The organism is Promicromonospora iranensis (assembly GCF_028994805.1).
Taxonomy (GTDB): Bacteria; Actinomycetota; Actinomycetes; order Actinomycetales; family Cellulomonadaceae; genus Promicromonospora; species Promicromonospora iranensis.
This window is the reverse complement of sequence record NZ_JAJQQP010000010.1, coordinates 260,682-284,003: the sequence shown is the minus strand read 5'-3', so window position 1 is coordinate 284,003 and position 23,322 is coordinate 260,682. Positions and strand designations below refer to the sequence as shown.

The 23,322-nt window shown below is 71.9% G+C and carries 24 protein-coding genes; 16 read left to right on the top strand and 8 right to left on the bottom strand.

The genetic code is table 11. The features are described 5' to 3' along the window. The first annotated feature begins 20 nt into the window (after positions 1-20). From LUM46_RS18545 to nagB, 4 genes are read left to right on the top strand one after another with little or no spacing between them, the layout of a single operon-like run. The gene (locus tag LUM46_RS18545; protein WP_274995839.1) at positions 21-974 is read left to right on the top strand and encodes a carbohydrate ABC transporter permease; all 954 of its coding nucleotides are present in this window, start codon (positions 21-23) and stop codon (positions 972-974) included. Continuing rightward, positions 971-1,822 (top strand): carbohydrate ABC transporter permease, encoded by an 852-nt coding sequence (locus tag LUM46_RS18540; RefSeq protein WP_274995838.1) that lies wholly within the window; start codon positions 971-973, stop codon positions 1,820-1,822. The genes LUM46_RS18545 and LUM46_RS18540 overlap by 4 nt, the downstream gene beginning before the upstream one ends. Further along, positions 1,822-2,832, top strand: coding sequence for an ROK family protein (locus tag LUM46_RS18535; protein WP_274995837.1), 1,011 nt, complete (start codon positions 1,822-1,824; stop codon positions 2,830-2,832). The genes LUM46_RS18540 and LUM46_RS18535 overlap by 1 nt, the downstream gene beginning before the upstream one ends. Further along, complete coding sequence (gene nagB, locus LUM46_RS18530; RefSeq protein ID WP_274995836.1) at positions 2,832-3,611, top strand: glucosamine-6-phosphate deaminase; 780 nt, start codon at positions 2,832-2,834, stop codon at positions 3,609-3,611. The genes LUM46_RS18535 and nagB overlap by 1 nt, the downstream gene beginning before the upstream one ends. A 3-nt stretch (positions 3,612-3,614) precedes the next feature. Here nagB and LUM46_RS18525 read toward each other — a convergent pair whose 3' ends face one another. Then, positions 3,615-5,003 carry an AAA family ATPase gene (locus LUM46_RS18525; protein WP_274995835.1) on the bottom strand — a complete coding sequence of 463 codons (1,389 nt, stop codon included), beginning with the start codon at positions 5,001-5,003 and terminating at the stop codon, positions 3,615-3,617. 136 nt (positions 5,004-5,139) lie between these two features. On the opposite strand from LUM46_RS18525, the gene LUM46_RS18520 reads away from it, so the two are divergent. The 9 genes from LUM46_RS18520 (at position 5,140) to rdgB (ending at position 13,133) form a co-directional block, all read left to right on the top strand. Next, positions 5,140-5,442, top strand: coding sequence for a DUF3039 domain-containing protein (locus LUM46_RS18520; RefSeq protein ID WP_274995833.1), 303 nt, complete (start codon positions 5,140-5,142; stop codon positions 5,440-5,442). Continuing rightward, positions 5,439-7,247: a DEAD/DEAH box helicase gene (locus tag LUM46_RS18515; RefSeq protein ID WP_274995831.1), complete on the top strand. Its 1,809-nt coding sequence runs from the start codon at positions 5,439-5,441 to the stop codon at positions 7,245-7,247. The genes LUM46_RS18520 and LUM46_RS18515 overlap by 4 nt, the downstream gene beginning before the upstream one ends. An 85-nt stretch (positions 7,248-7,332) precedes the next feature. Then, the gene (locus LUM46_RS18510; RefSeq protein WP_274995828.1) at positions 7,333-8,781 is read left to right on the top strand and encodes a nicotinate phosphoribosyltransferase; all 1,449 of its coding nucleotides are present in this window, start codon (positions 7,333-7,335) and stop codon (positions 8,779-8,781) included. Positions 8,782-8,908: 127 nt separating this feature from the next. Next, positions 8,909-9,217 (top strand): ATP-dependent Clp protease adapter ClpS, encoded by a 309-nt coding sequence (gene clpS, locus LUM46_RS18505; RefSeq protein WP_274995877.1) that lies wholly within the window; start codon positions 8,909-8,911, stop codon positions 9,215-9,217. Next, positions 9,214-9,984 carry a DUF2017 family protein gene (locus LUM46_RS18500; protein WP_274995827.1) on the top strand — a complete coding sequence of 257 codons (771 nt, stop codon included), beginning with the start codon at positions 9,214-9,216 and terminating at the stop codon, positions 9,982-9,984. Before clpS ends, LUM46_RS18500 begins: the two co-directional genes overlap by 4 nt. A gap of 101 nt (positions 9,985-10,085) precedes the next feature. Then, entirely contained in the window at positions 10,086-10,889 is an 804-nt protein-coding gene (gene murI, locus LUM46_RS18495) for a glutamate racemase (RefSeq protein WP_274995826.1), read from the top strand. Next, positions 10,889-11,716, top strand: coding sequence for an MBL fold metallo-hydrolase (locus tag LUM46_RS18490; protein WP_274995825.1), 828 nt, complete (start codon positions 10,889-10,891; stop codon positions 11,714-11,716). Before murI ends, LUM46_RS18490 begins: the two co-directional genes overlap by 1 nt. A 17-nt stretch (positions 11,717-11,733) precedes the next feature. Further along, positions 11,734-12,489 (top strand): ribonuclease PH, encoded by a 756-nt coding sequence (gene rph / locus LUM46_RS18485; protein WP_274995824.1) that lies wholly within the window; start codon positions 11,734-11,736, stop codon positions 12,487-12,489. Further along, positions 12,486-13,133, top strand: coding sequence for an RdgB/HAM1 family non-canonical purine NTP pyrophosphatase (rdgB, locus tag LUM46_RS18480; protein WP_274995823.1), 648 nt, complete (start codon positions 12,486-12,488; stop codon positions 13,131-13,133). Before rph ends, rdgB begins: the two co-directional genes overlap by 4 nt. A 159-nt stretch (positions 13,134-13,292) precedes the next feature. Here the strand turns inward: rdgB and LUM46_RS18475 are convergent, their stop codons facing one another. The 6 genes from LUM46_RS18475 to LUM46_RS18450 all read right to left on the bottom strand — a co-directional run bounded on the left by LUM46_RS18475 (position 13,293) and on the right by LUM46_RS18450 (position 18,421). Beyond that, positions 13,293-13,682: a DUF3054 domain-containing protein gene (locus tag LUM46_RS18475; RefSeq protein ID WP_274995822.1), complete on the bottom strand. Its 390-nt coding sequence runs from the start codon at positions 13,680-13,682 to the stop codon at positions 13,293-13,295. Between the two features lie 91 nt (positions 13,683-13,773). Further along, the gene (locus tag LUM46_RS18470; protein WP_274995820.1) at positions 13,774-14,589 is read right to left on the bottom strand and encodes a LytR/AlgR family response regulator transcription factor; all 816 of its coding nucleotides are present in this window, start codon (positions 14,587-14,589) and stop codon (positions 13,774-13,776) included. Positions 14,590-14,593: 4 nt separating this feature from the next. Further along, a complete protein-coding gene (locus LUM46_RS18465) occupies positions 14,594-15,925 on the bottom strand; it encodes a histidine kinase (protein WP_274995818.1) in 1,332 nt (443 codons plus the stop codon). Continuing rightward, positions 15,909-17,639 carry a solute symporter family protein gene (locus LUM46_RS18460; RefSeq protein ID WP_274995816.1) on the bottom strand — a complete coding sequence of 577 codons (1,731 nt, stop codon included), beginning with the start codon at positions 17,637-17,639 and terminating at the stop codon, positions 15,909-15,911. The genes LUM46_RS18465 and LUM46_RS18460 overlap by 17 nt, the downstream gene beginning before the upstream one ends. Continuing rightward, positions 17,636-17,986, bottom strand: coding sequence for a 6TM ABC transporter family protein (locus tag LUM46_RS18455; protein WP_274995815.1), 351 nt, complete (start codon positions 17,984-17,986; stop codon positions 17,636-17,638). The genes LUM46_RS18460 and LUM46_RS18455 overlap by 4 nt, the downstream gene beginning before the upstream one ends. Before the next feature lie 9 nt (positions 17,987-17,995). Continuing rightward, positions 17,996-18,421 (bottom strand): hypothetical protein, encoded by a 426-nt coding sequence (locus LUM46_RS18450; protein ID WP_274995814.1) that lies wholly within the window; start codon positions 18,419-18,421, stop codon positions 17,996-17,998. Positions 18,422-18,739: 318 nt separating this feature from the next. On the opposite strand from LUM46_RS18450, the gene LUM46_RS18445 reads away from it, so the two are divergent. The 3 genes from LUM46_RS18445 to LUM46_RS18435 all read left to right on the top strand — a co-directional run bounded on the left by LUM46_RS18445 (position 18,740) and on the right by LUM46_RS18435 (position 22,573). Continuing rightward, complete coding sequence (locus LUM46_RS18445; protein ID WP_274995813.1) at positions 18,740-19,084, top strand: DUF4212 domain-containing protein; 345 nt, start codon at positions 18,740-18,742, stop codon at positions 19,082-19,084. Next, positions 19,081-20,751: a sodium:solute symporter family protein gene (locus LUM46_RS18440; protein WP_274995812.1), complete on the top strand. Its 1,671-nt coding sequence runs from the start codon at positions 19,081-19,083 to the stop codon at positions 20,749-20,751. The genes LUM46_RS18445 and LUM46_RS18440 overlap by 4 nt, the downstream gene beginning before the upstream one ends. Positions 20,752-20,923: 172 nt before the next feature. Next, entirely contained in the window at positions 20,924-22,573 is a 1,650-nt protein-coding gene (locus tag LUM46_RS18435) for an ATP-binding cassette domain-containing protein (RefSeq protein WP_274995810.1), read from the top strand. Here LUM46_RS18435 and LUM46_RS18430 read toward each other — a convergent pair. Further along, the gene (locus LUM46_RS18430) at positions 22,570-23,307 is read right to left on the bottom strand and encodes a hypothetical protein (RefSeq protein WP_274995807.1); all 738 of its coding nucleotides are present in this window, start codon (positions 23,305-23,307) and stop codon (positions 22,570-22,572) included. The two genes, LUM46_RS18435 and LUM46_RS18430, sit on opposite strands and share 4 nt — an antisense overlap. Between the last annotated feature and the right edge of the window lie 15 nt (positions 23,308-23,322).

Here is a 23,322-nt window from a genome sequence, read left to right as displayed (position 1 = left end):
GACCCCTGAGGAAGACGGACATGAGCCTTCTCGCGGACGTTCCCGCGCCTCCGACGTCACCCCGCCAAGAGATCCGGCAGCCGAGCCGGAAGCCCGTCCTGCCGTGGCTCCTGCTCTCGGCCGCCATGGTCATCCTCGGCGTGCTGACCGGCTTCCCCCTCGTTCGCCTGGTCCTGATGTCGTTCCAGGAGTACGAACGGGCCCAGCTGATGGGCCAGCCCGCCTCGTGGGTCGGTCTCGACAACTACGCGACCATCCTGACCGACGTCGACGGCTTCTGGCCCGTGCTGGCCCGCAGCTTCGTGCTCATGGTCGTGCTGGTGGCCGTCACGATCACGCTCGGCATGCTCGTGGCCCTGCTCATGATGCGGGTCGGCAAGGGCCTGCGGCTCCTCATGTCGATCGGCCTGCTGCTGGCCTGGGCCATGCCGTCGCTGGCCGCGACCACGGTGTGGGGCTGGCTCTTCGACACGCAGTACGGCGTGATCAACAACGTGCTCACCGCGATCACCGGGGACCGGTGGTTCGGTTACTCCTGGCTGCTCGACCCGCTGTCCTTCTTCGTGATCGTGGCGTGCATCGTCGTATGGGGCGCGGTGCCGTTCGTCGCGTTCACGCTGTACGCGGGCCTGACGCAGATCCCGGAGGAGGTCATCGAGGCCGCACAGCTCGACGGCGCGAACGCGTTCCAGCGTTTCCGGCTCATCCAGCTGCCCTACGTGCGCACCATCCTCACGGTGCTCGTGGTGCTGTCGATGATCTGGGACCTGAAGCTCTTCACGCAGGTCTTCGTGCTGCAGGACATCGGCGGTGACCGCGAGCTGACCAGCACCATCGGCGTCTACATCTACCAGACGGGCATGGCCCAGGGGCACTACGGCCTGGCGAGCGCGATCGGCGTCGTCTTCGTGATCGTGATGCTGGCCATCGCCTACCCCTATGTGCGGCGCACGCTGCGGGAGGAAGAACTGTGATCACCATCCGCAAGCGACTCACCGACACCGGGTTCGGTGCCCTGGCCATCGCCGTCTTCGTGTTCTCCGCGTTCCCGGTGTACTGGATGGTCAGCACATCGTTCCTGCCGAACAACCGGATCCGGGGCGAGAACCTGGCGTTCTTCCCGACACCGGACGTGTTCACGCTGGACAACTACCGCGCCGCGATCTTCAACGCACGAGCGCCGTTCGCGCCCGCCGTGGCGAACTCGATCGGGGTCACGTTCCTGACCCTGGTGATCGCCCTGGTCGTCGGGTTCGTGGCCGCGCTCGCCCTCACCCGGTTCCAGTTCAAGGGTCGCCGGACGTTCATCGTGCTGATCCTCGTGGTCCAGATGATCCCCGGAGAGGCGATGATCATCTCGTTGTTCCGGATCATCGACGGCTGGCAGCTGCTCAACACGATCATCGGCCTGACGCTCGTGTACGCGGCGGGAGTCCTGCCGTTCACCATCTGGACGTTGCGCGGATTCGTCAACGGTGTACCCAAGGAGCTGGAGGAGGCGGCGATGATCGACGGGTGCTCCCGTGCCGGTGCGTTCTGGCGGGTCACCTTCCCGCTGCTCGCCCCGGGTCTGGTCGCCACCGGCGTGTTCGCCTTCATCCAGGCGTGGAACGAGTTCATCACGGCGCTGGTGATCATGCAGCGGCCCGAGGCGATGACTCTGCCGCTCTGGCTGCGCACGTTCCTCCAGGCCACGCAGGCCACCAACTGGGGAGCGGTCATGGCGGCGTCGGTGCTCATCGCGATCCCCGCGGTGATCTTCTTCCTGATCGTGCAGGGTCGGATGACCGGTGGTCTGGTGTCCGGCGCGGTGAAGGGCTGATGGTCAGCAGGTCCGGTACAGGCGCGTCCAGCCAGGACGAGTCCAGCAAGGGAAAGGTCGGGATGGGAAAGTACACGGTCGGCCTCGACATCGGTGGGACGAAGATCCTCGGCGCGCTCCTCGACCCGGAGGGCGAGGTGGTCGGCACGGTGCGGCGGGCCACCGTGCACGGCGCCGACGGGCTCGTCGCGGGTGCGGCGCAGGCGGTGCGGGACGTGGTCGCCTCAGGTGGGGTGGAGCTCGCGGCGCTGGCCGGTGTCGGGCTGGGTATCCCCGGCATCGTCGACCACCGGTCCGGCACGGTGAAGCACGCGGTCAACCTCGGCGTGCACGACGACGAGCTCCCGCTCGCCGAGCTGCTGTCCGCCGAGCTGGGCGGCGTTCCGGTCGTGGTCGAGAACGACCTCAACGTGGCCGCCGTCGGCGCGGCGCACGTGCTGGAGCGCTCGGCCCCCGGCGGCGAGGCGCGTGAGCACGAGGACCTCGCCTTCCTCGCGCTCGGCACGGGCCTGGCGTCCGGGCTGGTGATCGACGGGCAGCTGCGGCGTGGTGTGAGCGGCGCGGCCGGCGAGATCGGCCACATCCCCGTGGACCCGCTCGGGCCGGAGTGCACCTGCGGACAGCGGGGCTGCCTGGAGCGGTTCGCGTCGGGGAAGGCGCTGGAGGCGGCGTGGCCGTCCCGGCACGGCAAGCCGGCGCCGGTGGAGCTGTTCGAGGCGGCGCGAGCGGGCGACGAGCAGGCGATAGTGGTCAAGGACAGGTTCGCTGCCGCGACGGCATCCGCCGTGCGGTTGCTGGTGCTGACCACCGACGTGCGCCACGTGGTGCTCGGCGGCGGCGTCGCGCAGCTGGGTACGGAGCTGCTGGACGCGGTGCAGGACGCCCTGCGGGAGCAGGCCAAGGTCTCGTCGTTCCTCGGGTCGCTCAAGCTGGCGGACCGGGTCCAGCTCGCGGCGACGCACGTTCCGGTCGCGGCGGTGGGTGCCGCCGTCCTGGGAAGGAGAAGCTGATGGAGGTCGTGATCGCGCCCCCGGTCGAGCTCGCCCGGCTGGCGGCGGACGCCGTCGAGGGCCTGCTGCGGTCCGAGCCCGAGGCGGTGCTGGGGCTCGCCACCGGGTCGTCACCCCTCGCGGTGTACGACGAGCTGGCACGCCGGCACAAGGAAGGGCTCTCGTTCGTGCGGGCCCGGGCGTTCATGCTCGACGAGTACGTGGGCCTGCCCGCCGACCACCCGGAGCGGTACCGCAACGTGATCGAGAAGGAGTTCGCCTCCCGCGTCGACCTCGCACCCGGTGCGGTGCAGGGGCCGGACGGCCTGGCGGAGGACCTTCCGGCCGCCTGCGCCGCGTACGAGGCGAGCATCGCGGACGCCGGTGGTGTCGACCTGCAGATCCTCGGCATCGGCACGGACGGGCACATCGCGTTCAACGAGCCGGGCTCGTCGCTCGCCTCGCGCACCCGGATCAAGACCCTGACGAGGCAGACCCGCGAGGACAACGCGCGGTTCTTCGGCGGGTCCGTCGACGACGTGCCCCGGCACTGCCTCACCCAGGGCCTGGCGACGATCATGTCGGCACGCCACCTCGTGCTGCTGGCCTCCGGGCGCGCCAAGGCGGAGGCGGTGCACCAGCTGGTGGAAGGCCCGATCTCGGCGATGTGGCCTGCGACCATCATGCAGCTGCACCCGCACGCCACCGTGCTGGTCGACGACGCGGCGGCGTCCCGCCTGCAGCTCGCCGACTACTACCGGCAGACGTACGCCGACAAGCCCGGCTGGCAAGGGCTCTGACCGTCAGAGGTAGTTGCCCGCCACCGGAGTCGGCTTCCACCGGCCCGACGTCGCCACGTCGGTGACCCGGTCGGTGGTCAGCCCGTCGGGGCCGTGCTCCAGGATCGAGCGGCGGGCGACCTCGCGCAGGTCGGCGCCGGTCGCGCCGTCGAGGTACGAGGCCACCAGGGCGACGTCGACGGGGGCCTCCGGCGGCAGGAAGAGCCGCAGGATCTCGGTGCGCCCCGCCAGGTCCGGCGGCGGCACCTCGATGATGGTGTCGAAGCGCCCGGGGCGCTTGACCGCCGGGTCCAGGGCCTCGGGGTCGTTCGTCGTGGCCACGGTGAGGACGTCGTCCGAGCTGCGCGTGCCGTCGAGCGCGTCGAGGAACTCGGCGAACGACGTGTCGCCGCGCGAGCCCTTGGAGGCGACCGAGTCGATCTCCTCGAGCACGACGAGGCACGGCCCCAGGCCGCGGATCTCCTCGTACAGCTCGGTCATCCAGGTGCGCAGCACCTCCGCGGTGACGAGCACCACCGTGAGCGGTCCGGCCAGCTCCGTGGCGATCACCCGCGTCAGCTTCGTCTTGCCGACGCCGGGCCTGCCCGCCAGCAGCAGCCCGCGCGACGTCGTGTGGCCGAGGGCGCGCAGCGCGTCCCGGCGCGTGGTGACGCTGGAGCAGAACAGGTCGACCTCGTGCCACAGGTCGGCGGGGAGCACCACGTCGCCGCGCACCTGCACGGTGTGCTGGACCGGGGTCAGCTCCACGGCACCGGTCGAGGCCCGTGCCGACAGCACGCCGCCGCGGTAGGGGTGTTCGTCCTCCAGCGTGCGGGTCAGGTCGGCGAGGACCTGCTCGGCGAGGGCGAGGCCGCCCGGCGGGGTGAAGGCGGTGACCGTCGGCGTCCCGTACCGGTAGGCGACCTCGACGGCCACCGGCGTCTCGTACGCGGAGCCGGCGGGGAAGAGGACGGTGGCCACGGCGGGCACGCTCACCGAGGTGCCGTTGCCCAGGTCGAGCGCCGCCCGCTGGGGCGCTCCGCCCGGGCCGAACACGGCGACGTCGTCCGGGTGGCGCTCGATCCAACGCTGGAGCGCGTACGCGTGCAGCCGCTGCAGGGTGCGCGACATGTCGCGCGAGACGTTGACCAGCACGCTCTCGTCGACGTCCCACGTGCGGGCGAGCCACTCGCTCGACGAGCGCGGGTCCTTGGGGCGTTCGGGAATCGTGCGGCCGAGCATGGCGGCGACGGCGACCACCGCGCGGCGCGCGGCCTCGTCGTTGTCGCCGAAGTCGGGCCAGACGGGTTCGGGCAGGTCGGCGGTCAGCGTGGTGGCCAGGGTGTCGGCGAGGTCGGAGGCGGCGCCGTCGTCGGGCAGAGTGAGGCTCCTCTCGGGGCGGGGGTGTGACATGCAGACAGTTATAGCCGTGGTCACCGACACCACCGCAAGCCTTTCCGCGGCCCGGTCCCGTCCCGGTGCCGCCGGACCTGCCTCGGGGCGTGTCCCGCTGGAGTGGCTGTCGGTGGTCCCGCGTAGACTTCTCGGCATGACCGAACCACTCTCGAACCCGCAGGACGAGCCCAGTACGCAGGGCGGTACGAGCGTCCTCGAGCGCGAGGAGACCCGGGAGGAGACCCAGCCCGGCGACCACGAGCGCTTTGCGCACTATGTGCGCAAGGAGAAGATCATGCAGTCCGCCATGAGCGGCAAGCCCGTGATCGCGCTCTGCGGCAAGGTGTGGGTCCCGGGCCGGGACCCGGGCAAGTTCCCGGTCTGTCCCCGGTGCAAGGAGATCTACGAGGGTCTTCGTGACCCGCAGGACGGCGGCGAGGGCGACTCCTCGAAGTGACGAGCCAGCCGCAGCAGCTGCCCCACACACCGTCGTCTGCGGCCGCATCGTCGCTCAGCCCTGCCTTTCCGCGTCGCGCCCCCTGGGGCACGGCGTCGAGTCTGCGCGCCTGGCAGGCGGAGGCCCTGGAGCTCTACCGCGAGAAGAACCCGCGGGACTTCCTGGCCGTCGCCACCCCGGGCGCGGGCAAGACGACGTTCGCGCTCCGTATCGCCACCGAGCTCCTCGAGCAGGGTGTGGTCCGGCGGGTCACGGTCGTGGCACCCACCGAGCACCTCAAGACCCAGTGGGCCGACGCCGCCGCGCGCGTCGGCGTCCGCATCGACCCGCACTTCAAGAACTCGCAGGGCCGGCACGGCGCGCACTACGACGGCGTCGCGCTGACCTACGCACAGGTAGCGGCCAAGCCGGCGTTGCACCGCGCCCGTACGGAGGCGGCGCCCACGCTCGTGATCCTGGACGAGGTGCACCACGGCGGTGACGCCCTGAGCTGGGGTGACGCCGTCCGCGAGGCCTTCGAGGTGGCGGACCGCCGGCTGGCCCTCACCGGCACCCCGTTCCGCAGCGACACGTCCGCCATCCCGTTCGTGGAGTACGAGCGCGACGCCGAGGGCATCCGCCGGTCGAAGGCCGACTACACCTACGGCTACGGCGAGGCGCTGCGCGACCACGTGGTCCGCCCCGTGCTGTTCATGTCCTACGCCGGCGACATGCGCTGGCGGACCAAGATGGGTGACGAGGTCAGTGCCCGCCTCGGCGAGGCCATGACCAAGGACATGACCGGCCAGGCGTGGCGCACGGCGCTCGACCCGGAGGGGCAGTGGATCCCGTCGGTGCTCTCGGCCGCAGAAAAGCGACTCACCGAGGTGCGCCGCACGGTGCCCGACGCCGGCGGTCTGGTCATCGCCACCGACCAGGACAACGCCCGCGCCTACGCCAAGCACCTGCACGAGATCACCGGCAAGCGCCCCACCGTCGTCCTGTCCGACGACGAGGGCGCGTCCGGCCGCATCGAGGAGTTCGCGCAGAGCGAGGACCGCTGGATGGTGGCCGTGCGGATGGTGTCGGAGGGCGTCGACGTACCGCGCCTCGCCGTCGGCGTGTACGCCACGAGCGCCTCGACGCCGCTGTACTTCGCACAGGCGATCGGCCGGTTCGTGCGCGCCCGCAAGCGCGGCGAGACGGCGTCGATCTTCCTGCCGAGCGTCGCGCCGCTGCTGAACCTGGCGAACACCATGGAGCAGGAGCGCGACCATGCGCTCGACCGGCCGCGCACGGCCGAGGAGCAGGGCATCGAGTACGACCCGGAGGCCGCGCTGATCGCGGAGGCCAACCGGGAGGAGAAGGCGTCGAGCGAGCTGACCCAGGGGTCGTTCGAGGCGCTGGACGCCCAGGCGTCGTTCGACCGCGTCCTCTTCGACGGCGGCGAGTTCGGCACCAGTGCCGACCTCGGCTCCGTGGAGGAGCAGGACTTCCTCGGCCTGCCCGGCCTGCTGGAGCCGGACCAGGTGGCGACCCTGCTGCGCCAGCGGCAGGCGGACCATCTCAAGGCGCGCGGGGGAGCGCCGACCACCCGCGAGGTGGAGGTCGAGCGGTCGGAGCAGGAGCACCGCCGCGCCGCCGAGCTGCGCAAGGAGCTGGCCAAGCTGGTCTCGGCCTGGGCCAAGCGCAGCGGCCAGCCGCACGGCATGGTGCACAACGAGCTGCGCCGTACCTGCGGCGGGCCCGAGGTGCCCCTCGCGACCGCCGACCAGCTCGCCGCACGCGTGGCCCAGGTCCGACGCTGGTTCGTCGGCCAGAAGTAGAGCAGAGGATCCGCATGTTGAGACAAGATGCCACCTTGGCCCCGTTCGCACCGCCGAGGTGGGTTCACTGGCCTACCGTGAGTGCATGACCGACGAGCTTCGGGGCATCGGCGCCTCGCTCACAGACTCGTGGCCTGCGTTCGACAACGGTGTCGAAGAGCCTCGGCCGCTTCCCGCAGCACCCCTGCCGTCGGTACGCCCGTCGGTAGCGCTCCTGACCGACCGCTACGAGCTGACCATGCTCCAGGCGGCGCTCGCGGACGGCACGGCGCACCGGCACTGCGTGTTCGAGGTGTTTACGCGACGCCTGCCCGCAGGCCGCCGGTACGGCGTCCTGGCGGGGACCGGTCGCGTCCTGGAAGCGCTGCCACACTTCGTGTTCGAGGACGCAGAGCTGGCCTACCTCGAGCAGAACGGCATCGTCGACCGCCGGACCCTGGACTACCTCGCGAACTACCGGTTCTCCGGGACCATCCAGGGGTACGTCGAGGGTGAGGTGTTCTTCCCCGGCTCGCCCGTGCTGCAGGTCGAGGGCACCTTCGCGGAGGCCGTGCTGCTGGAGACCCTGATCCTGTCGATCCTGAACTACGACTCGGCGGTGGCCTCGGCGGCGTCGCGCATGACGAGCGCAGCCGGCGGGCGCCCCGTGCTGGAGATGGGCTCGCGGCGGGCCAGCGAGCAGGCCGCCGTCGCGGCGGCCCGTGCCGCCGTCATCGGGGGTTTCGCGGGCACGTCCAACCTCGAGGCCGGGATGCGGTACGGGCTGGACACCATCGGCACCGCCGCGCACTCCTTCATGCTGCTGCACGACACCGAGCGGGACGCGTTCGCCTCGCAGGTCGCCTCGCTGGGCCCCGACACCACCCTCCTGGTCGACACGTACGACGTGAAGCAGGGCGTGGCGACCGCCGTCGAGGTGGCAGGCACCGGGCTGGGCGCGGTGCGGCTCGACTCCGGCGATCTCGGCGGCCTGGCTCAGGAGGTGCGTCGGCAGCTCGACGAGCTCGGTGCGCGCGACACGAAGATCGTGGTCACGTCCGACCTCGACGAGTACGCGATCGCCTCCCTGGCCGCGGCGCCGGTGGACGTGTACGGCGTCGGGACGTCCGTGGTGACCGGTTCCGGTGCACCGACGTGCGGCATGGTCTACAAGCTGGTGGCACGCGCCGACTCGTCGGGCGTGCTCCAGCCGGTCGCGAAGGCCTCCGCGAACAAGGCGTCGGTGGGCGGGCGCAAGGCCGCCGCACGGCGCTACGGCCGCGACGGCTACGCGGTCGAGGAGATCATGGTGACCGGTCCGGACACGGCGGTGGCCGAGTGGATGCCGCAGAGCGACGACCTGCGCCCGCTGCTCGCCCCGATGGTCGTGGACGGCGCCGTCGACTCGCGCTGGGTGGGTCCGTACGGGGTGGCGAACGCGGCGGTCAACCACGGCATGGTGCGTGCCGAGCTGCCGCGCAGCGCGCTTCGGCTGTCCGACGGCGACGTCGCGATCCCGACCGTGGACCTGCGCCTGGACGACCTCCTCGACTGAGCACGACGCCGGAGGTCACAGCCCGGCGACAACTTCGCGAAAATCTCGGCCAAGGGTGTCCAGCCCAGGGACGAAACCGCCTAGAGTGAGACCTGTGACTTCTTCCCCACCGCCGCTGCTATCGCCCATGGGGTCAGCCGGGACGGCCGTCGAGGAGGACACCGAGACGGACCTCGCCTCGGGGGTCGCCGACCCGTGGGTGACGATCGTCTGGAACGACCCGGTGAACCTGATGTCGTACGTGACGTACGTCTTCGAGAGCTACTTCGGGTATCCGCGCGTCAAGGCAGAACAGCTCATGACCCAGGTGCACAAGAACGGTCGCGCCGTCGTGTCCAGCGGCGGGCGCGAGCGGATGGAGGTGGACGTGCAGGCGATGCACGGGTTCGGACTGTGGGCCACGCTGCAGGAGTCGGGCGCGCGGGGAGCCGCATGACGCCGTTCCGCGCCATGCGGCGGGGTTACGAGGCCAGGTTCGAGCCGGTGGAACGGGTCGTCCTCGCCCGGGTGGCGCGCGACGTCGCGGACATGCTCCGCGAGGAGGCGGGGCTGGACCTCTTCCCGGACGACGGCGTGCCAGGCCTCTCGACGCACCCCGGCCCGGGCAAGGGTCAGGCATGGGCCAACGGCCTGCTCGCCCCGGACGAGCTGACCGACGCCGACCTGGCGCGGCTCACCGGCGTGACCGGGGTGGGCCGCGTCCCGACGGACCCCGCGGCGCAGCGGCTCCTGCCCGACGCGAGCAAGGACGACCCGGACGTGGCCGACGAGTTCCGCCGGCTCACGCAGAACGACGTGGCGCAGGCGAAGGTGGACCGGCTCGAGGCGTTCGCCGCGCTGCTCGACCTGCCGACGGGTGAGGACGCGCCCTCGCCGCTGGGCAGGCACGGCGCTCCGCCGCCCGTGCGGGTGCCGCGCGAGGACGCCGAGCAGTTCGCGGGGGCGCTCACGGACGTGCGCCTCGTGATCGCCGAGCGGCTCGGCCTGAAGTCCGACGAGCAGGTCGTGCAGCTCACCGACGAGATCATGTGGGACCGCCAGGCCGGTCGCGAGATCCCTGTCGCGACGGACGGTCGGGCGGCCCGGCGCTTCTGGTCCGGGGTGTTCGTCGCCGCGGGCTACGCGCAGGAGACCCTGATGGACGTGATGCTCACCGAGCTGCGGGGGCGGCGTCCGCCTGGCGCGCCCGCAGCGTCCGAGTGATCAGGCCTGACGCGCTGACCTGCCGTAACGTGTCACGCGTCACGCGTGGCGCGGCTCACGAGCACCGGTGACGGGAGGCCCTGATCGTTAGGCTTCACCCCGTGAACGACGCGCCCATCGGGATCTTCGACTCCGGCCTCGGCGGCCTCACGGTCGCGCGGGCCATCCTGGACCAGCTCCCCAACGAGCAGGTCCGGTACCTCGGCGACACCGCGAACAGCCCGTACGGCCCCAAGCCGATCGCCGCCGTGCGCGCCATGGCGCTCGACGCCATGGACCGGCTCGTGGCCGCCGGCGTGAAGATGCTGGTCATCGCGTGCAACACGGCGTCGTCGGCGATGATGCGCGACGCCCGCGAGCGGTACACGCAGCGGCACGGCATCCCCGTGGTCGAGGTGATCCTGCCGGCGGCCCGCGCCGCGGTGACGGCCACGCGGTCGGGCCGGATCGGCGTCATCGGCACGCGGACCACCGTGCAGTCGCGGGCGTACGACGACGCCTTCCACGTCACCCCGGGCCTGGCCATCACGAGCCAGGCCTGCCCCGAGTTCGTACGCTTTGTCGAGGAGGGCCGGACGTCGGGCCCCGAGGTGCAGAAGTTCGCGCACCAGTACCTCGACCCGGTCAAGGCCGCCGGCGTCGACACGCTCGTGCTGGGCTGCACGCACTACCCGCTGCTGGCGGGAGCCATCTCCTACGTGATGGGTGAGGAGGTCACGCTGGTGTCCAGTGCCGACGAGACCGCGAAGGACGTGTACCGCACCCTCGTCGCGCACGGCCTGGAGCGCGCGCCCGACGCGGGCGCTCCCGTGCACCGGTTCCTGACCACCGGCGACCCGGCGCCCTTCGGGCAGCTCGCCAGCCGGTTCCTCGGCCCTGAGGTCTCCCTCGTGGAGGCCGTCTGATGCGCCTGATCCCGATCGGGGTCTCCGGTTCGTTCCCGGGGCCGGCGACGCCCGCGTCGTCGTACCTGGTCCGCGTACCGGCCGCGGAAGCGGCCGCGGCGGGCCACGAGGCGCGCGACTGGAACGTGCTGCTCGACCTGGGCAACGGTGCGTTCGGTGCCCTGCAGCGCTTCATGGACCCGATGGAGCTCGACGCCGTGTCGATCTCACACCTGCATCCCGACCACTGCGCGGACCTCTCGGGCCTGTACGTGTACCTGCGGTACCACCCCGAGCACGGCTCGCTGCGTACCGGTCGCCGGGACGCGCCCCTGCCCGTGTTCGGCCCGTCGACGACGGCGCGGCACGTCGCGCTGTCCTACGGGCTGAGCGAGGGCGAGTCCATGGAGAACGACTTCGACTTCCGGTCGTGGGCGGAGCTCCCGTCGGTCCAGGTCGGGCCGCTGACCATCGAGCCGCACCGGGTGTTCCACCCGGTCGAGACCTACGGCGTGCGCCTGACCGGCCCCTCGGCGTCCGGCGGTACGACGACGCTGGCGTACACGGGGGACACCGACGCGTGCCCCTCGGTCGTCGAGCTGGCGCGCGACGCCGACCTGCTGCTCAGCGAGGCCGCGTTCCTCGAGGGCCGCGACGACGGCGTCGAGCCGGGTATCCACCTCACCGGCCGCCGCGCGGGTCAGGTGGCGACCGACGCCGGTGCCCGCCGTCTGCTGCTCACGCACCTGCCCGTCTGGAACGACCCCGCTGACTCCTTGACCGAGGCGCGCGGCGTGTACTCGGGCCCGGTGGACGTCGCGGAACCGGGGACCGTCTACGAGCTGTGACGGCCTAGGCTTGGCGCATGACCTCCAGCACCGACAGCATCGTCCGCGCCGACGGCCGCGCCACCGACCAGCTCCGCCCCGTGAAGATCACCCGGGGATGGCTCGACGAGGCCGAGGGGTCGGTGCTCGTGGAGTTCGGGCGGACCCGTGTGCTGTGCGTCGCCTCGTTCACCGAGGGTGTGCCGCGCTGGCGCAAGGGCTCGGGCGAGGGCTGGGTCACCGCCGAGTACGCGATGCTGCCGCGCGCCACCAACGAGCGCAGCGCACGGGAGTCCGTCAAGGGCAAGATCGGCGGCCGTACCCACGAGATCTCGCGCCTCATCGGCCGGTCGCTGCGCGCGGTCGTCGACATGAGCGCGCTCGGCGAGAACTCGATCGTGCTGGACTGCGACGTGCTCCAGGCCGACGGCGGCACCCGGACCGCCGCGATCACCGGGGCCTACGTGGCCCTCGTCGACGCGATCGCGTGGGGCCGGCGGCACGGGCACGTCAAGGGTGGCAAGCAGGTGCTGTCCGACTCGGTCTCCGCGGTGTCCGTCGGCATCATCGACGGCACGCCGATGCTCGACCTGCCGTACGTCGAGGACGTCCGCGCGGAGACCGACATGAACGTGGTGGTCACGGGATCCGGCACGTTCATCGAGGTGCAGGGCACCGCCGAGCACGCGCCGTTCGACCGGGCCGAGCTGGACTCGCTGCTCGACCTGGCCGTCGGCGGCACCGGCGAGCTCGCCAAGATCCAGCAGGAAGCGCTCGCGCAGGAGCTCGCGTGACGCCCCGGATCGTCCTCGCGACGCACAACACCAAGAAGGTCGGTGAGCTGCGCGCGATCCTCGCGGCGTCCGGCCTCGACCTGCCTGACGGCGGCCTGGTCACGTCCGGCGAGGTCGGCGCTCCGGAGCCGGTCGAGGACGGCGTGACGTTCGCCGAGAACGCGCTCATCAAGGCGCGGGCGGTGTGCGCGGCGACCGGGCTGCCCGCCGTCGCCGACGACTCCGGGCTGGCCGTGGACGTGCTGGGCGGTGCGCCCGGCATCTTCTCGGCGCGCTGGGCCGGGAAGCACGGGGACGACCAGGCCAACCTCGAGCTGCTGCTCGGTCAGCTGGGCGACGTGCGTCCCGAGCACCGCCAGGCGGGGTTCGTGTGCGCCGCGGCCCTGGTCACGCCCGACGGCCGCGAGGAGGTCCGCCTCGGTGAGATGCGGGGCGTGCTGGAGACCGAGCCGCGGGGCGCCAACGGGTTCGGCTACGACCCGATCCTGGTCCCGGACGAGGCGCCGGAGGCCGACGGCGCGGACGGCGGTCGCCGTCGGACCGCGGCGGAGCTGGACCCGGAGGAGAAGAACGCGATCTCGCACCGGGGCAAGGCGTTCCGCGCCCTGGCCCCGGCGATCCTCGAGGTGCTGGGCGCGCGCTGAGCCTCTGGTCTTGGCCGTGCAACGGACCGACGTCGCTGACTTCGGTCCCTTGCCATGAGATCGGTCAATCAACCGACCGATCTCATGGCAACCGACCGATCTCGCTCACTTCGGTCCATCGCACCCCCGCACTGGCGCCCGACGCCGTGTCGGCCTCGGTCAGCCGTCCGTCCCGCTCCGTGCCGCCTGTCCCCGCCGGAGCGCGGCGACCAGGGCGCGCCAGCCGAGCATGGTGATCGCCAGGAAGAGTGTCGTGACCAGCGCGAACGTCCAGGCCAGGCCCTGGCCGGAGACACCGCGCAGCGCCAGGCCGCCGGCCACGGTCACGAACCAGATCAGCACACCCGTCGGCCAGATGCGGGCGGGGTCGTGCCAGGCGCGGGTGACGGCCCAGCCCAGCGCGGCGGCCAGGGCGAACGGCCACACCACGCGGCCGAGCGCCGTCATCATCGACTCGTCGTGCGACGCGATGCCGGTGACCGCGAAGACGAGCACGCAGACGGCGTCGGCCGCGACGGCCGGCCAGACCGGGGTTCGGGCAGTACTCACCAGCGCATCCTAGGCATCATCTGGCCAGGGCGGGGAGCATCCCCTGAGGCGGCATCTGCGCGTCAAGGAAAGTGCACGGCCCTGGCAGGGGTCAGACGCCCAGCCGGCGCCGCAGCTCCCGTGCCTGTCGCCGCGACACCTCGACCCGGCTGCGCTGCCGGTCGTTCATGACCAGCACCAGAGCACCCTTGAAGTCCGGGACCAGCTCGCGCACGTGGTTCAGGTTCACCAGGTACGAACGGTGCGACCGGAAGAAGTGCCCGTGCAGCCGCCGCTCCAGCTCGTTCAGCGAGAACGTGACCAGCAGCCGCTCGTCGGCCAGCTTGAGATAGGAGTAGCCGCGCGCGGCGCTCGCGTAGACGATCGCCGACTGGTCGACCAGCATCGTGCGGCCGTCGCGCTGCACCGGCACCCGCGCGAGCGGCTCCGGCTTCGCCGCGTCGTCGCCCCGCCGTCCGGCCGGACCCCCGTTCGACGAGCTCGCCGACCCCGCACCGGCAGGGCCGCCCGTACCCGCCGGGCTGGACTGCGCGTCGTCGGTGCCGGCGTGCTCCAGCGCACGCTCGACCGCGCGGCTCAGGCGCGCGGCGTCGAACGGCTTGACCAGATAGTCCGCCGCCGCGAGGTCGAAGGCCTCGACCGCGTGGTCGGGGTAGGCGGTGGTGAAGATGACCTGGGGCGGGTGCGGCAGGTCGCGCAGCGCGCCCGCCACCTCCAGGCCGCTGCCGCCGGGCATCCGGATGTCCAGCAGCACCAGGTCGTAGGGGAGCGACCGCAGGAGGAGGAGTGCTTCCTCACCGTTCGCGGCCTCACCCACCACCTGGACCTGTCCGAGCTCCTCCAGCAGGTAGCGCAGCTCGGCACGGGCCGGTGCCTCGTCGTCGACGATCAGGGCGCGGGGGCGCATGCGGTCAGCGTAGCGGGACGCGCACCTCCACCACCGTGCCCGCACCCGCCGTCGACTGGATGTCCAGGCTGAACCGTTCGCCGAACAGCGTCGTGAGGCGCTCCGAGATGTTCTGCAGACCGATGCCGCCGCGCGCACCCCCCTCGTTCGGAGCGCCCTCACCGCCCCGGTCTGCGCCGCCTCCGGCGCCCAGCGTGTCGAGCACGTCGGCGGTCATGCCGACGCCGTCGTCGGTCACGCGGATCGACGTCGTGCGCGTCAGGGGGTCCACGCGGGCCTTCAGGGTGACCGTCCCGCCCGCCACCTTGTCCGCCAGGCCGTGCTTCACGGCGTTCTCGACCAGGGGCTGGATGACGAGCACCGGCACGTGCGCGGTGAGGACCTGCGGGTCGATGTCGTACCGCACCCGCAGCCGGTCCCCGAACCGGGCCTGCTCCAGCGACAGGTAGGTGCGCACGAAGAAGTACTCCTGCGCGAACTCCGCGAGCTGACCCTCCTGCCGCACGGCGTACCGGAAGAAGTCCGACAGGCGCAGCAGCAGCTGCCGGGCCTCGTCCGGATCGGTCCGCGACTTCGAGGCGATCGTGTTCAGGACGTTGAACAGGAAGTGCGGGTTGATCTGCGCGCGCAGGGCGTCCAGCCGGGCGTCCGAGGCCAGCTTGCGCTCGCGGTCCGCCTCGGCCAGCTCCAGGTGCAGCGACAGGATGCTCGCCATGTCCTCGACCTGGACACGCGGTGCGGGCTGGTCGTGCGTCCGGAACACGCCGATGGTGCCCACCACGCGTGTCCCCACGACCAGCGGCACGACGACGGCGCTGCGCAGGGGACAGTCCGGGTCGTCGCAGCCCATGCTCGACGCGCGGCGGGACACCACGGTGCGCCCCTTGGCGATGGCGCTCCGTACGATGGCGGCCCGCACCGGACCGCCCGCCGTGTGATGGTCGACGCCGGGACCGACGAAGGCCAGGTTCAGCTCCCGGTCGGTGATCACCACCGCGTCCCCGCCGAGCAGCGGGCGCAGCAGCTCCGCGGTGCGGCGGGCGGCGTCGGCGGTCAGCCCGGACCGGAGCGGCATACGGTGTCCGCCGGCCACGATCCGACGGCGGGAGCGCTCGACGCCGCGCCCCTCACGCCCGCGCCGCAGTGTCGTGGCCGCGCGCGGACCCCGCAGCGCGGAGGGGTAGCCGAGCACGAGGAGCACGGACGCCACGGCGCCCGCCGCCACGGTGGTCCCGACGCCGAGCGGCGGCGACACGAACACCTGGGTCACCAGGTACACCACCGCCCACGTGACGGCGATCGTCGCGGCCAGCAGTGCGCTACCCGTCCGCATCATGTTCCCCCTCGTCCCGGGCCGACCGCGCGGCCCGGCGCGACTTCGGCCCCAGGCTCGCGATGGTGAGGCGCGCCAGACGTTCGGCGTGCCGGTCGGCGGCCGTGCCGTGCAGCACCAGCCACTGCCGTTCGACGTCGTCCGGGGGCGTCGTCGCCCGGGAGACGAACCAGGTCACCAGGGCGGCCAGCGGCGCCGCCACGAGGGTCGGGGTCATCAGCATCTCGCCGAGCCCCGGCCCGATCGGCAGGGCGCCCACCACGAACATCGTCACCGACACCAGGCCACCGACGACCATGCCGGCGATGGCGCCCGCCGCCGTCGTACCGCGCCACCAGATCGCGAGGACGAAGACCGGGGTGAGCGCCGAGCCCGCGATGGCGAACGCCCAGGTCACCATCGCCGCCACGATGGACGGCACGGCCGGGGTGATCTCCGCCGGCTGCATGGCGATGGCCAGGCCGCCCGCTGCGAGCGCGACCACCGCGGTGCTCGCCCGCCCCGCCCACACCGCCTGGCTCTGGGTGGCACGCGGGTTGATGTGCCGTTCGTAGACGTCGTGGCCCCAGGACGCGGCGGCGGCGAGCAGGAGACCCGCGATCGTGGACATGACGGCGACCAGCGCGCCGGCCGCGACGACGGCGAGCCCGGAGTCGCCGCCGTAGATCCGGCCGAGCACGGGCAGGGCGTGCTCGGGCACCCGCAGCACGCCGTCGACGGTGAGCTCCTCGAGCCAGGGATGGTGCTCGACGGCTGCCGCGATCTGCTGGCGGGCGGCGGTGCCGAGCATGACGGCGAGCGCGTAGAACAGCCCGGCCAGTCCGAGCACCCACACGGTCGTCATGCGGGCGGCGGTGCCCGTGGGGCTGGTGAAGTACCGGTTCATCACGTGGGGCAGGCCTGCGGTGCCCATGACGAGCGTGAGGATGAGGGCGAACTGGGCCAGCGGGCCGTAGGCGGCACCGGGCTGCCCGAACGTCGCGGGTTCGGTCGGGTCGAGCTGGTTGTTCTCGGGCTGCAGGTGCCATCCTGACTCGTCGTGCACGGGGTTGGCCAGCGGTTCGGCGGACAGGTCCGCGACGGCCTCGGAGTAGTGGAACCCCGACCCGGCGACGGCCACGGCGAGCCAGACGAGCGCGCCGAGCAGCACGACGAACTGGATGGCCTGGGTCCAGGTGGTGCCGCGCATGCCGCCGAACGCGACGAGCCCCGCCACGACCGCCGTCGAGAGGACCACTCCCGTGGCGTACGCGGAGAGGCCGGGGAGCCCGTGCCCGACCAGGAGCTGCCAGGTGATGCCGCTGCCCACCGCCTGCGGGACCAGGTAGGACAGGATGACGATCTGCACCACGCCGACGGCGACCAGGCGCACGCGTTCGGAGGCGAGGCGCCGGCCGAGAAAGTCGGGGATGGAGAACTCGCCGAACCGGCGCAGCGGCGCGGCGACGAAGAGCAGCACGGGGACGAACCCGGCGGCGAACCCGACGGCGTACCAGACGCCGTCCAGGCCCGAGACGTAGACGGCGGCGGCGACCCCGAGGAACGACGCGGCGGAGAAGTAGTCCCCGCAGATGGCCAGGGCGTTCGTCGCGACGCCGACCCGTTGCCCGGCCAGGTAGAAGTCCACGGTGGAGGTGCCCCGTGGCCGCACGACGAGCGTGATGAGGGCCACCAGGGCGATGAGCGCCACCAGGGTGCCGATGCTCGTCGCGGTCACGGGGCCTCGCCGTCGCTCGGGTACGTGTCGCCCACGTAGCGGTCCTCGTCGTCCTGCCGGCCGCCGAGCATGCGGGCCTCGACCGCCGAGGACAGTGTGGCGGCCGCGAGGCCGATCACCAGGAAGAACGCGTACAGCCCGAACGCGGCCCAGGCGAAGCCGGGACTCATCCCGCCGGCCAGGCGCCCGCCCGACCACCAGCCCAGCGTGAGCGACAGGGCGGGCACGCCCATCACCGCGGCGAGGAACAGCACGAAGTGCGTGATGGCGACGCGCCGGAGCGTGCGGAACGTCGCATCGACCTCGGCCGGGGTGTCGTGCTCGTCGACGCCGTCGTCGTGCTCCATACGACGAGACTAGGCGTCAGGGGTCCGGTACAGGCGCCAGGCGGTGCGCAGGAGGATCACCGTTCCACCGGCGATCATGACCAGGCCCATGCCGGGCCACATCTTGCCCCAGGAGTCCGTGGTCGCGCTGACCTGCACCATCCGCACGACGTTCCAGACGACGGCGAGCACGCAGGGCGCCGCGACGACCAGGCAGTGGCCGATCGCCACCCGCCGGAACGGCAGGACGGCGCCGGCGAAGGCGAGGGGAGCGGCGAACATCGTCGCCCAGCCGAGATAGCTCGCGTGGCCCGGGATGTGTCCCAGCGGCGTGCTGATCCAGGGCAGGACCGACCCGATCATGACGCACAGCCCTCCGATGGCCATCGCCAGGCTGCCGGGATGGAACACGCGGCGGCGCACGGCGGTACCGGAAGTGCTCGACGTCGAGGACATGAGGCGATCGTAGGGCTGTCGGGGTCGTCTACGGACCCCCGGACGGGCTCCGCTCTGCCGAACGGCGGGTCGTGTTCCGCGAACGGTCGAGAACGCGCCTCGAACGGTCGGGTCACGAAGCGCGGAACCGTTCGTGGCCCGGAACGACCGCTCGCGGGGTCGCGCCCGCCGTCCGACCGGTCGGCCCTTGCGTCGCGGGGGGCGTCTGCCCTTGGCTCAGGCTCAGGGGCATTGTGATCCGCACCACAGTGCGTCCCGGCAAGGCAGCTGGGGCTGCCGCCGGGGCCGCACCACCGACACGCAAAGGAGCGTCGAGACATGGCCGACACGAACGCGAGTCCGCCCGGCGGTGCACCGCCGTCGGACGGCGGAGGTGCCGCGCTGCCGGGGAACGGCTGGCGCAAGGAGTACTGGAAGAAGAACCTCCGCCTGATGGTGGCTCTGCTGATCGTCTGGTTCGCGGTCTCGTTCGGCGCAGGAATCCTGTTCGTCGAGCAGCTCAACGAGATCGTGATCGGCGGCTTCCCCCTGGGGTTCTGGTTCGCGCAGCAGGGCTCGATCTACACGTTCATCCTGCTGATCCTCATCTACGCCCTGCGCATGGACAGGCTTGACGACGAGTACGGCGTCAGCGAGCGCAACGACGACGGGAGCCGGTCATGAGTGACATCCAGACCTGGGCGCTCGTCTTCGTCGCGGTGACGTTCGCGCTGTACATCGGCATCGCCTGGCGCAGCCGGGTGAAGGAGACCAAGGGCTTCTTCGTCGCCGAGCAGAACATCCCCGCCGTCGCCAACGGTGCGGCCGTCGCCGCGGACTGGATGTCCGCGGCGTCCTTCATCTCGATGGCGGGGCTCATCGCCTTCCTCGGGTCGGACGGCTCCATCTACCTGATGGGCTGGACGGGCGGCTACGTGCTGCTGGCGCTCCTGCTCGCGCCGTACCTGCGCAAGTGGGGCAAGTTCACGGTCCCCGAGTTCGTCGGTGACCGGTTCTCCGAGACCGTGCGGTCGGTGTCCGCCCTCGTGGCCATCATCGTCTCCTTCACCTACGTGGTGGGGCAGATGGCCGGTGGCGGCATCGTGTTCTCCCGGTTCCTCCAGGTGGAGCAGGGGGCGGGCGTCGCCATCGCGGCGGCCGTCATCTTCGCGTACGCCGTGTTCGGCGGCATGAAGGGCATCACCTGGACCCAGGTGGCCCAGTACACGGTGATGATCGTCGCCTACCTGATCCCGGCCTGGGCCGTGGCGCACACGATGACCGGCTTCCCGGTGCCGCAGATCTCGTTCGGCGAGATCCTCGCCGAGTTGAACCAGATCAGCGCCGAGTTCGGGATGCCGGCCTACACCGAGGCGTTCACCGCGCGACCGCAGCTCGACGTCTTCCTGGTGACCCTGTCGCTCATGATCGGCACCGCCGGTCTGCCGCACGTGATCATCCGCTTCTACACCACCAAGACCGTTCGCGGGGCGCGCTACTCGGCCCTGTGGGCGCTGGTCTTCATCGGCCTGCTCTACACGACCGCCCCGGCCGTGGGTGCGTTCACCAAGCTCAACCTGCTCCAGGGTGTGCAGGGCGCGGCGGTGGACGCCTTGCCGTCCTGGGTGCAGAACTGGATGATGACGGGCCTGGTCACCGTGGGTGACGGGGTCGAGACGATCGGCACGGTCAGCAACGACCCGACCTCCGGCGCCGACCTGATCATCAACAACGACATCCTCGTGCTCGCCAGCCCGGAGATCGCGGGCCTCCCGGCACCGATCGTCGGGCTCGTCGCGGCGGGTGGCCTCGCGGCCGCCATGTCGACGGCGGCCGGCCTGCTGCTGGTCATCTCGTCGTCGGCGTCCCACGACCTGTACTTCCGGTACGTGGACCACAACGCGTCGGAGAGCCGTCGTCTCCTGGTCAGCCGGATCGCGATGGGGATCGCGGTGCTGGTCGCCATCTACTTCGGCATCAACCCGCCGGCGTTCGTGGCCCAGGTGGTCGCCTTCGCCTTCGGGCTCGCCGCGTCCACCTTCTTCCCGATCCTGCTGCTGGGGATCTTCTGGAAGAGGGCCAGCGCGGCGGGCGCCGTCTCCGGCATGCTCGCAGGCCTCGTCTTCACCGCGACGTACATGATCTACACGCTCCCGGTGTTCGGCACGGCGGCCAACGACCACATCATGGGCATCAGCCCCGAGGGCATCGGTGCCGTCGGCGCAGTCGTGAACCTGGTGGTCACGGTCATCGTGTCGCTGGCGACCAAGCCTCCGTCGCACGAGATCCAGGAGATGGTCGAGAACATCAGGTACCCCGCCGCCACCCGTCGGACGGAGACCTCTGCCTGATCACCTCCTCGCTGTGGGTACGCAGTACATCCGCCCCTGGATACCCCCCCGCTGCGTACCCACAGCATCCCTGCGGTGCCCGACGTCGCGACGGCGTCGGGCACCGCGCTGTGTCGCAGGCGTGCCCGCACGAGCTGTCAGCCCGTTCCGGAACGGCCCGTAGGCTTGTCAGATGCATCTTGTCGCCCAGGACCTTGCTTTCGCGTACCCCGGGCGGGACGTGCTGGCCGGTGTGAGCTGCACGGTGAGCGACGGCACGCGGCTCGGCGTCGTGGGGGAGAACGGGTCCGGCAAGTCCACGTTCCTCCACCTGCTGGCCGGTGACCTGCAGCCGAAGTCGGGCGAGGTCCGCCGGCACGGTTCCGTGGCCCTCGTCGAGCAGGAGCTCCACCCCGCACCCGGACAGACCATCGGCGACGTCGTCGCCGGCACGCTCGACGGCCTGCGGGCCGCGGCGGCCGAGCTCGAGGCCGCGGCCGCAGCCTTCGACCACGGCTCGGGAGACCTCGCGGTGCTCGAACGTACCCTGTCGCTCGCCGAGCACCTCGCGGTCTGGGACGCCGACCGGCGCGTCGAGGTGGCCCTGACGCGGCTGGGTGCGCCCCGCGACCCCGGCCGCCGGCTCGACCGGCTCAGCGTGGGGGAGCGGTTCCGGGTCCGCCTCGCCTGCCGCCTCGCCGAGCGCTCCGACCTGCTCCTGCTGGACGAGCCCACCAACCATCTCGACGACTCCGCCATCGAGTTCCTCACCGGCGAGCTCGTCGCATGGCGGGGCGGCGTCGTGCTGGTCACGCACGACCGCGAGCTGCTGGACGACGTCGCCACCGCGATCCTCGACCTCGACCCGTCCTGGGACGGCAGGCCCGTGCTCTACGGGCAGCCGGGCTACCTGGCCTACCGGTTCGCGAAGAACCAGTCCCTGCACCGCTGGCGGCAGCGCTACCGGGCGGAGCGCAAGCGGGCGGCGGCGCTCGCGGAGCGGCTCGACGAGTCGTACGAGGGCCTGTCCGACGAGTGGCGCCCCGCGAAGGGCTCGCAGAAGCACCGGCGCGCCACCCACGCCCGGATCCACGTCAAGGCCGCGGACCGGCTCGTCCAGAAGCTCGAGGCGGAAGCGATCGAGGTGCCGGTGCCGCCCGTGGAGCTGCTCTTCCCGGACCTGCCGGCGATGTCGCCGGGCTGGGACCCGGCTCAGCCGGTGGTCGAGGTCCGCTCGCCGCGCGTCGGTCTGCCGCACGGCACGGACGACGGAGGCGGCGCCCGGCTGGACCTGCCCGGCACGCGGGTCGCCGTCCCGCCGTCGGGCCGGCTGCTCATCGTGGGGCCGAACGGCACCGGCAAGTCGACGCTGCTCGGCGCACTGGCCGGCACGCTCGAGCTGGACCGGGGGAGCCGGTTCGTCGCACCCGGTGCGCGGATCGGCGTCGTGGGCCAGGAGAGTGAGCCCATCACCGGCAAGGCGCGGTTGCGGACCGGGTTCGAGACGTACGCCGACGAGGCGCTCCGGCTGCTCGCCTCGGGCGAGCTGGACCCGGACCACCTGGTGCCCGTCGCGGGTCTGGGCCTGCTCAGCGAGGAGGACCTGGACCGGCCGCTCGCCGAGCTGTCCGCGGGGCAGCGCCGCCGGTTCGAGCTGGCACGGGCGCTCCTGCACGCGCCGCACCTGCTGCTCCTGGACGAGCCGACGAACCACCTGTCGATCGACCTCGTCGACGAGCTGACCCGGGCGCTGCAGGTGACGCCGTGCGCCGTGGTGGTGGCGACCCATGACCGGCGGATGCGCACGGACCTGGAGGACTGGCCCGTCCTGGACCTGAGCTAGGTGTGGTTCCTGCCGCCCGTCGTGGGCATCGCCGGGTGCCCCAGGTACTGGCGGATCTCCGCGGTGAGCCTGCGCATCTCCTCGTCGGCGGTGTCCACGTGCGACTGGTCGAGCGTCACGCCGAGAAGATACCTGCCGGAGTGCTCGTGCACCTCGATGACGAACACGGCACCCTTCTCGACGTCGAGGACGAGCCGGACCAGGCGTCCGCTGTCGAGCTCGTCGAAGTCGTCGTCGAGGTGGGCCATGAGGGCCTTGAGCCGCGTGCCGTAGTTCTCGTAGATGCGGCGGTGCCGGTCCGGCGTCGCCAGGCCGACCAGCGGCGCCAGGTCGGGGTGGTCCAGGACATCCACCCGGAAGAGCCCTTTGCCGCGCGCGTGGTACGCGACGTAGTGCAGTGACGAGACACCGAGCCGGGACGCGCACAGCGCGACCACGCCGTCGGTCTCCGGGCCGTAGGGCGCGAGCGCGTGGTGGGCGACGTGCTCGGCGGGGGCCTGCGCGACGTCGGGCCGCGCCCGCTGCTCCGCACGATGCTTGCGGTACTCGGCGAGCCGGTCCACGGCGAGCAGCAGCCCCGACCCGCCCGCCAGGACACCCACGAAGATCACGCCGCGGCGCACGCTGAAGTGCTCGCCCAGCATGGACGCCATGCTGAGCTCCACCAGGAACGGCAGGAGCAGGCTCCCGCCCAGCCCTGTTGCCAGCCGCCCCGCAACCCTGTGGCGCCCCATCGTGCTCCCGTCCGG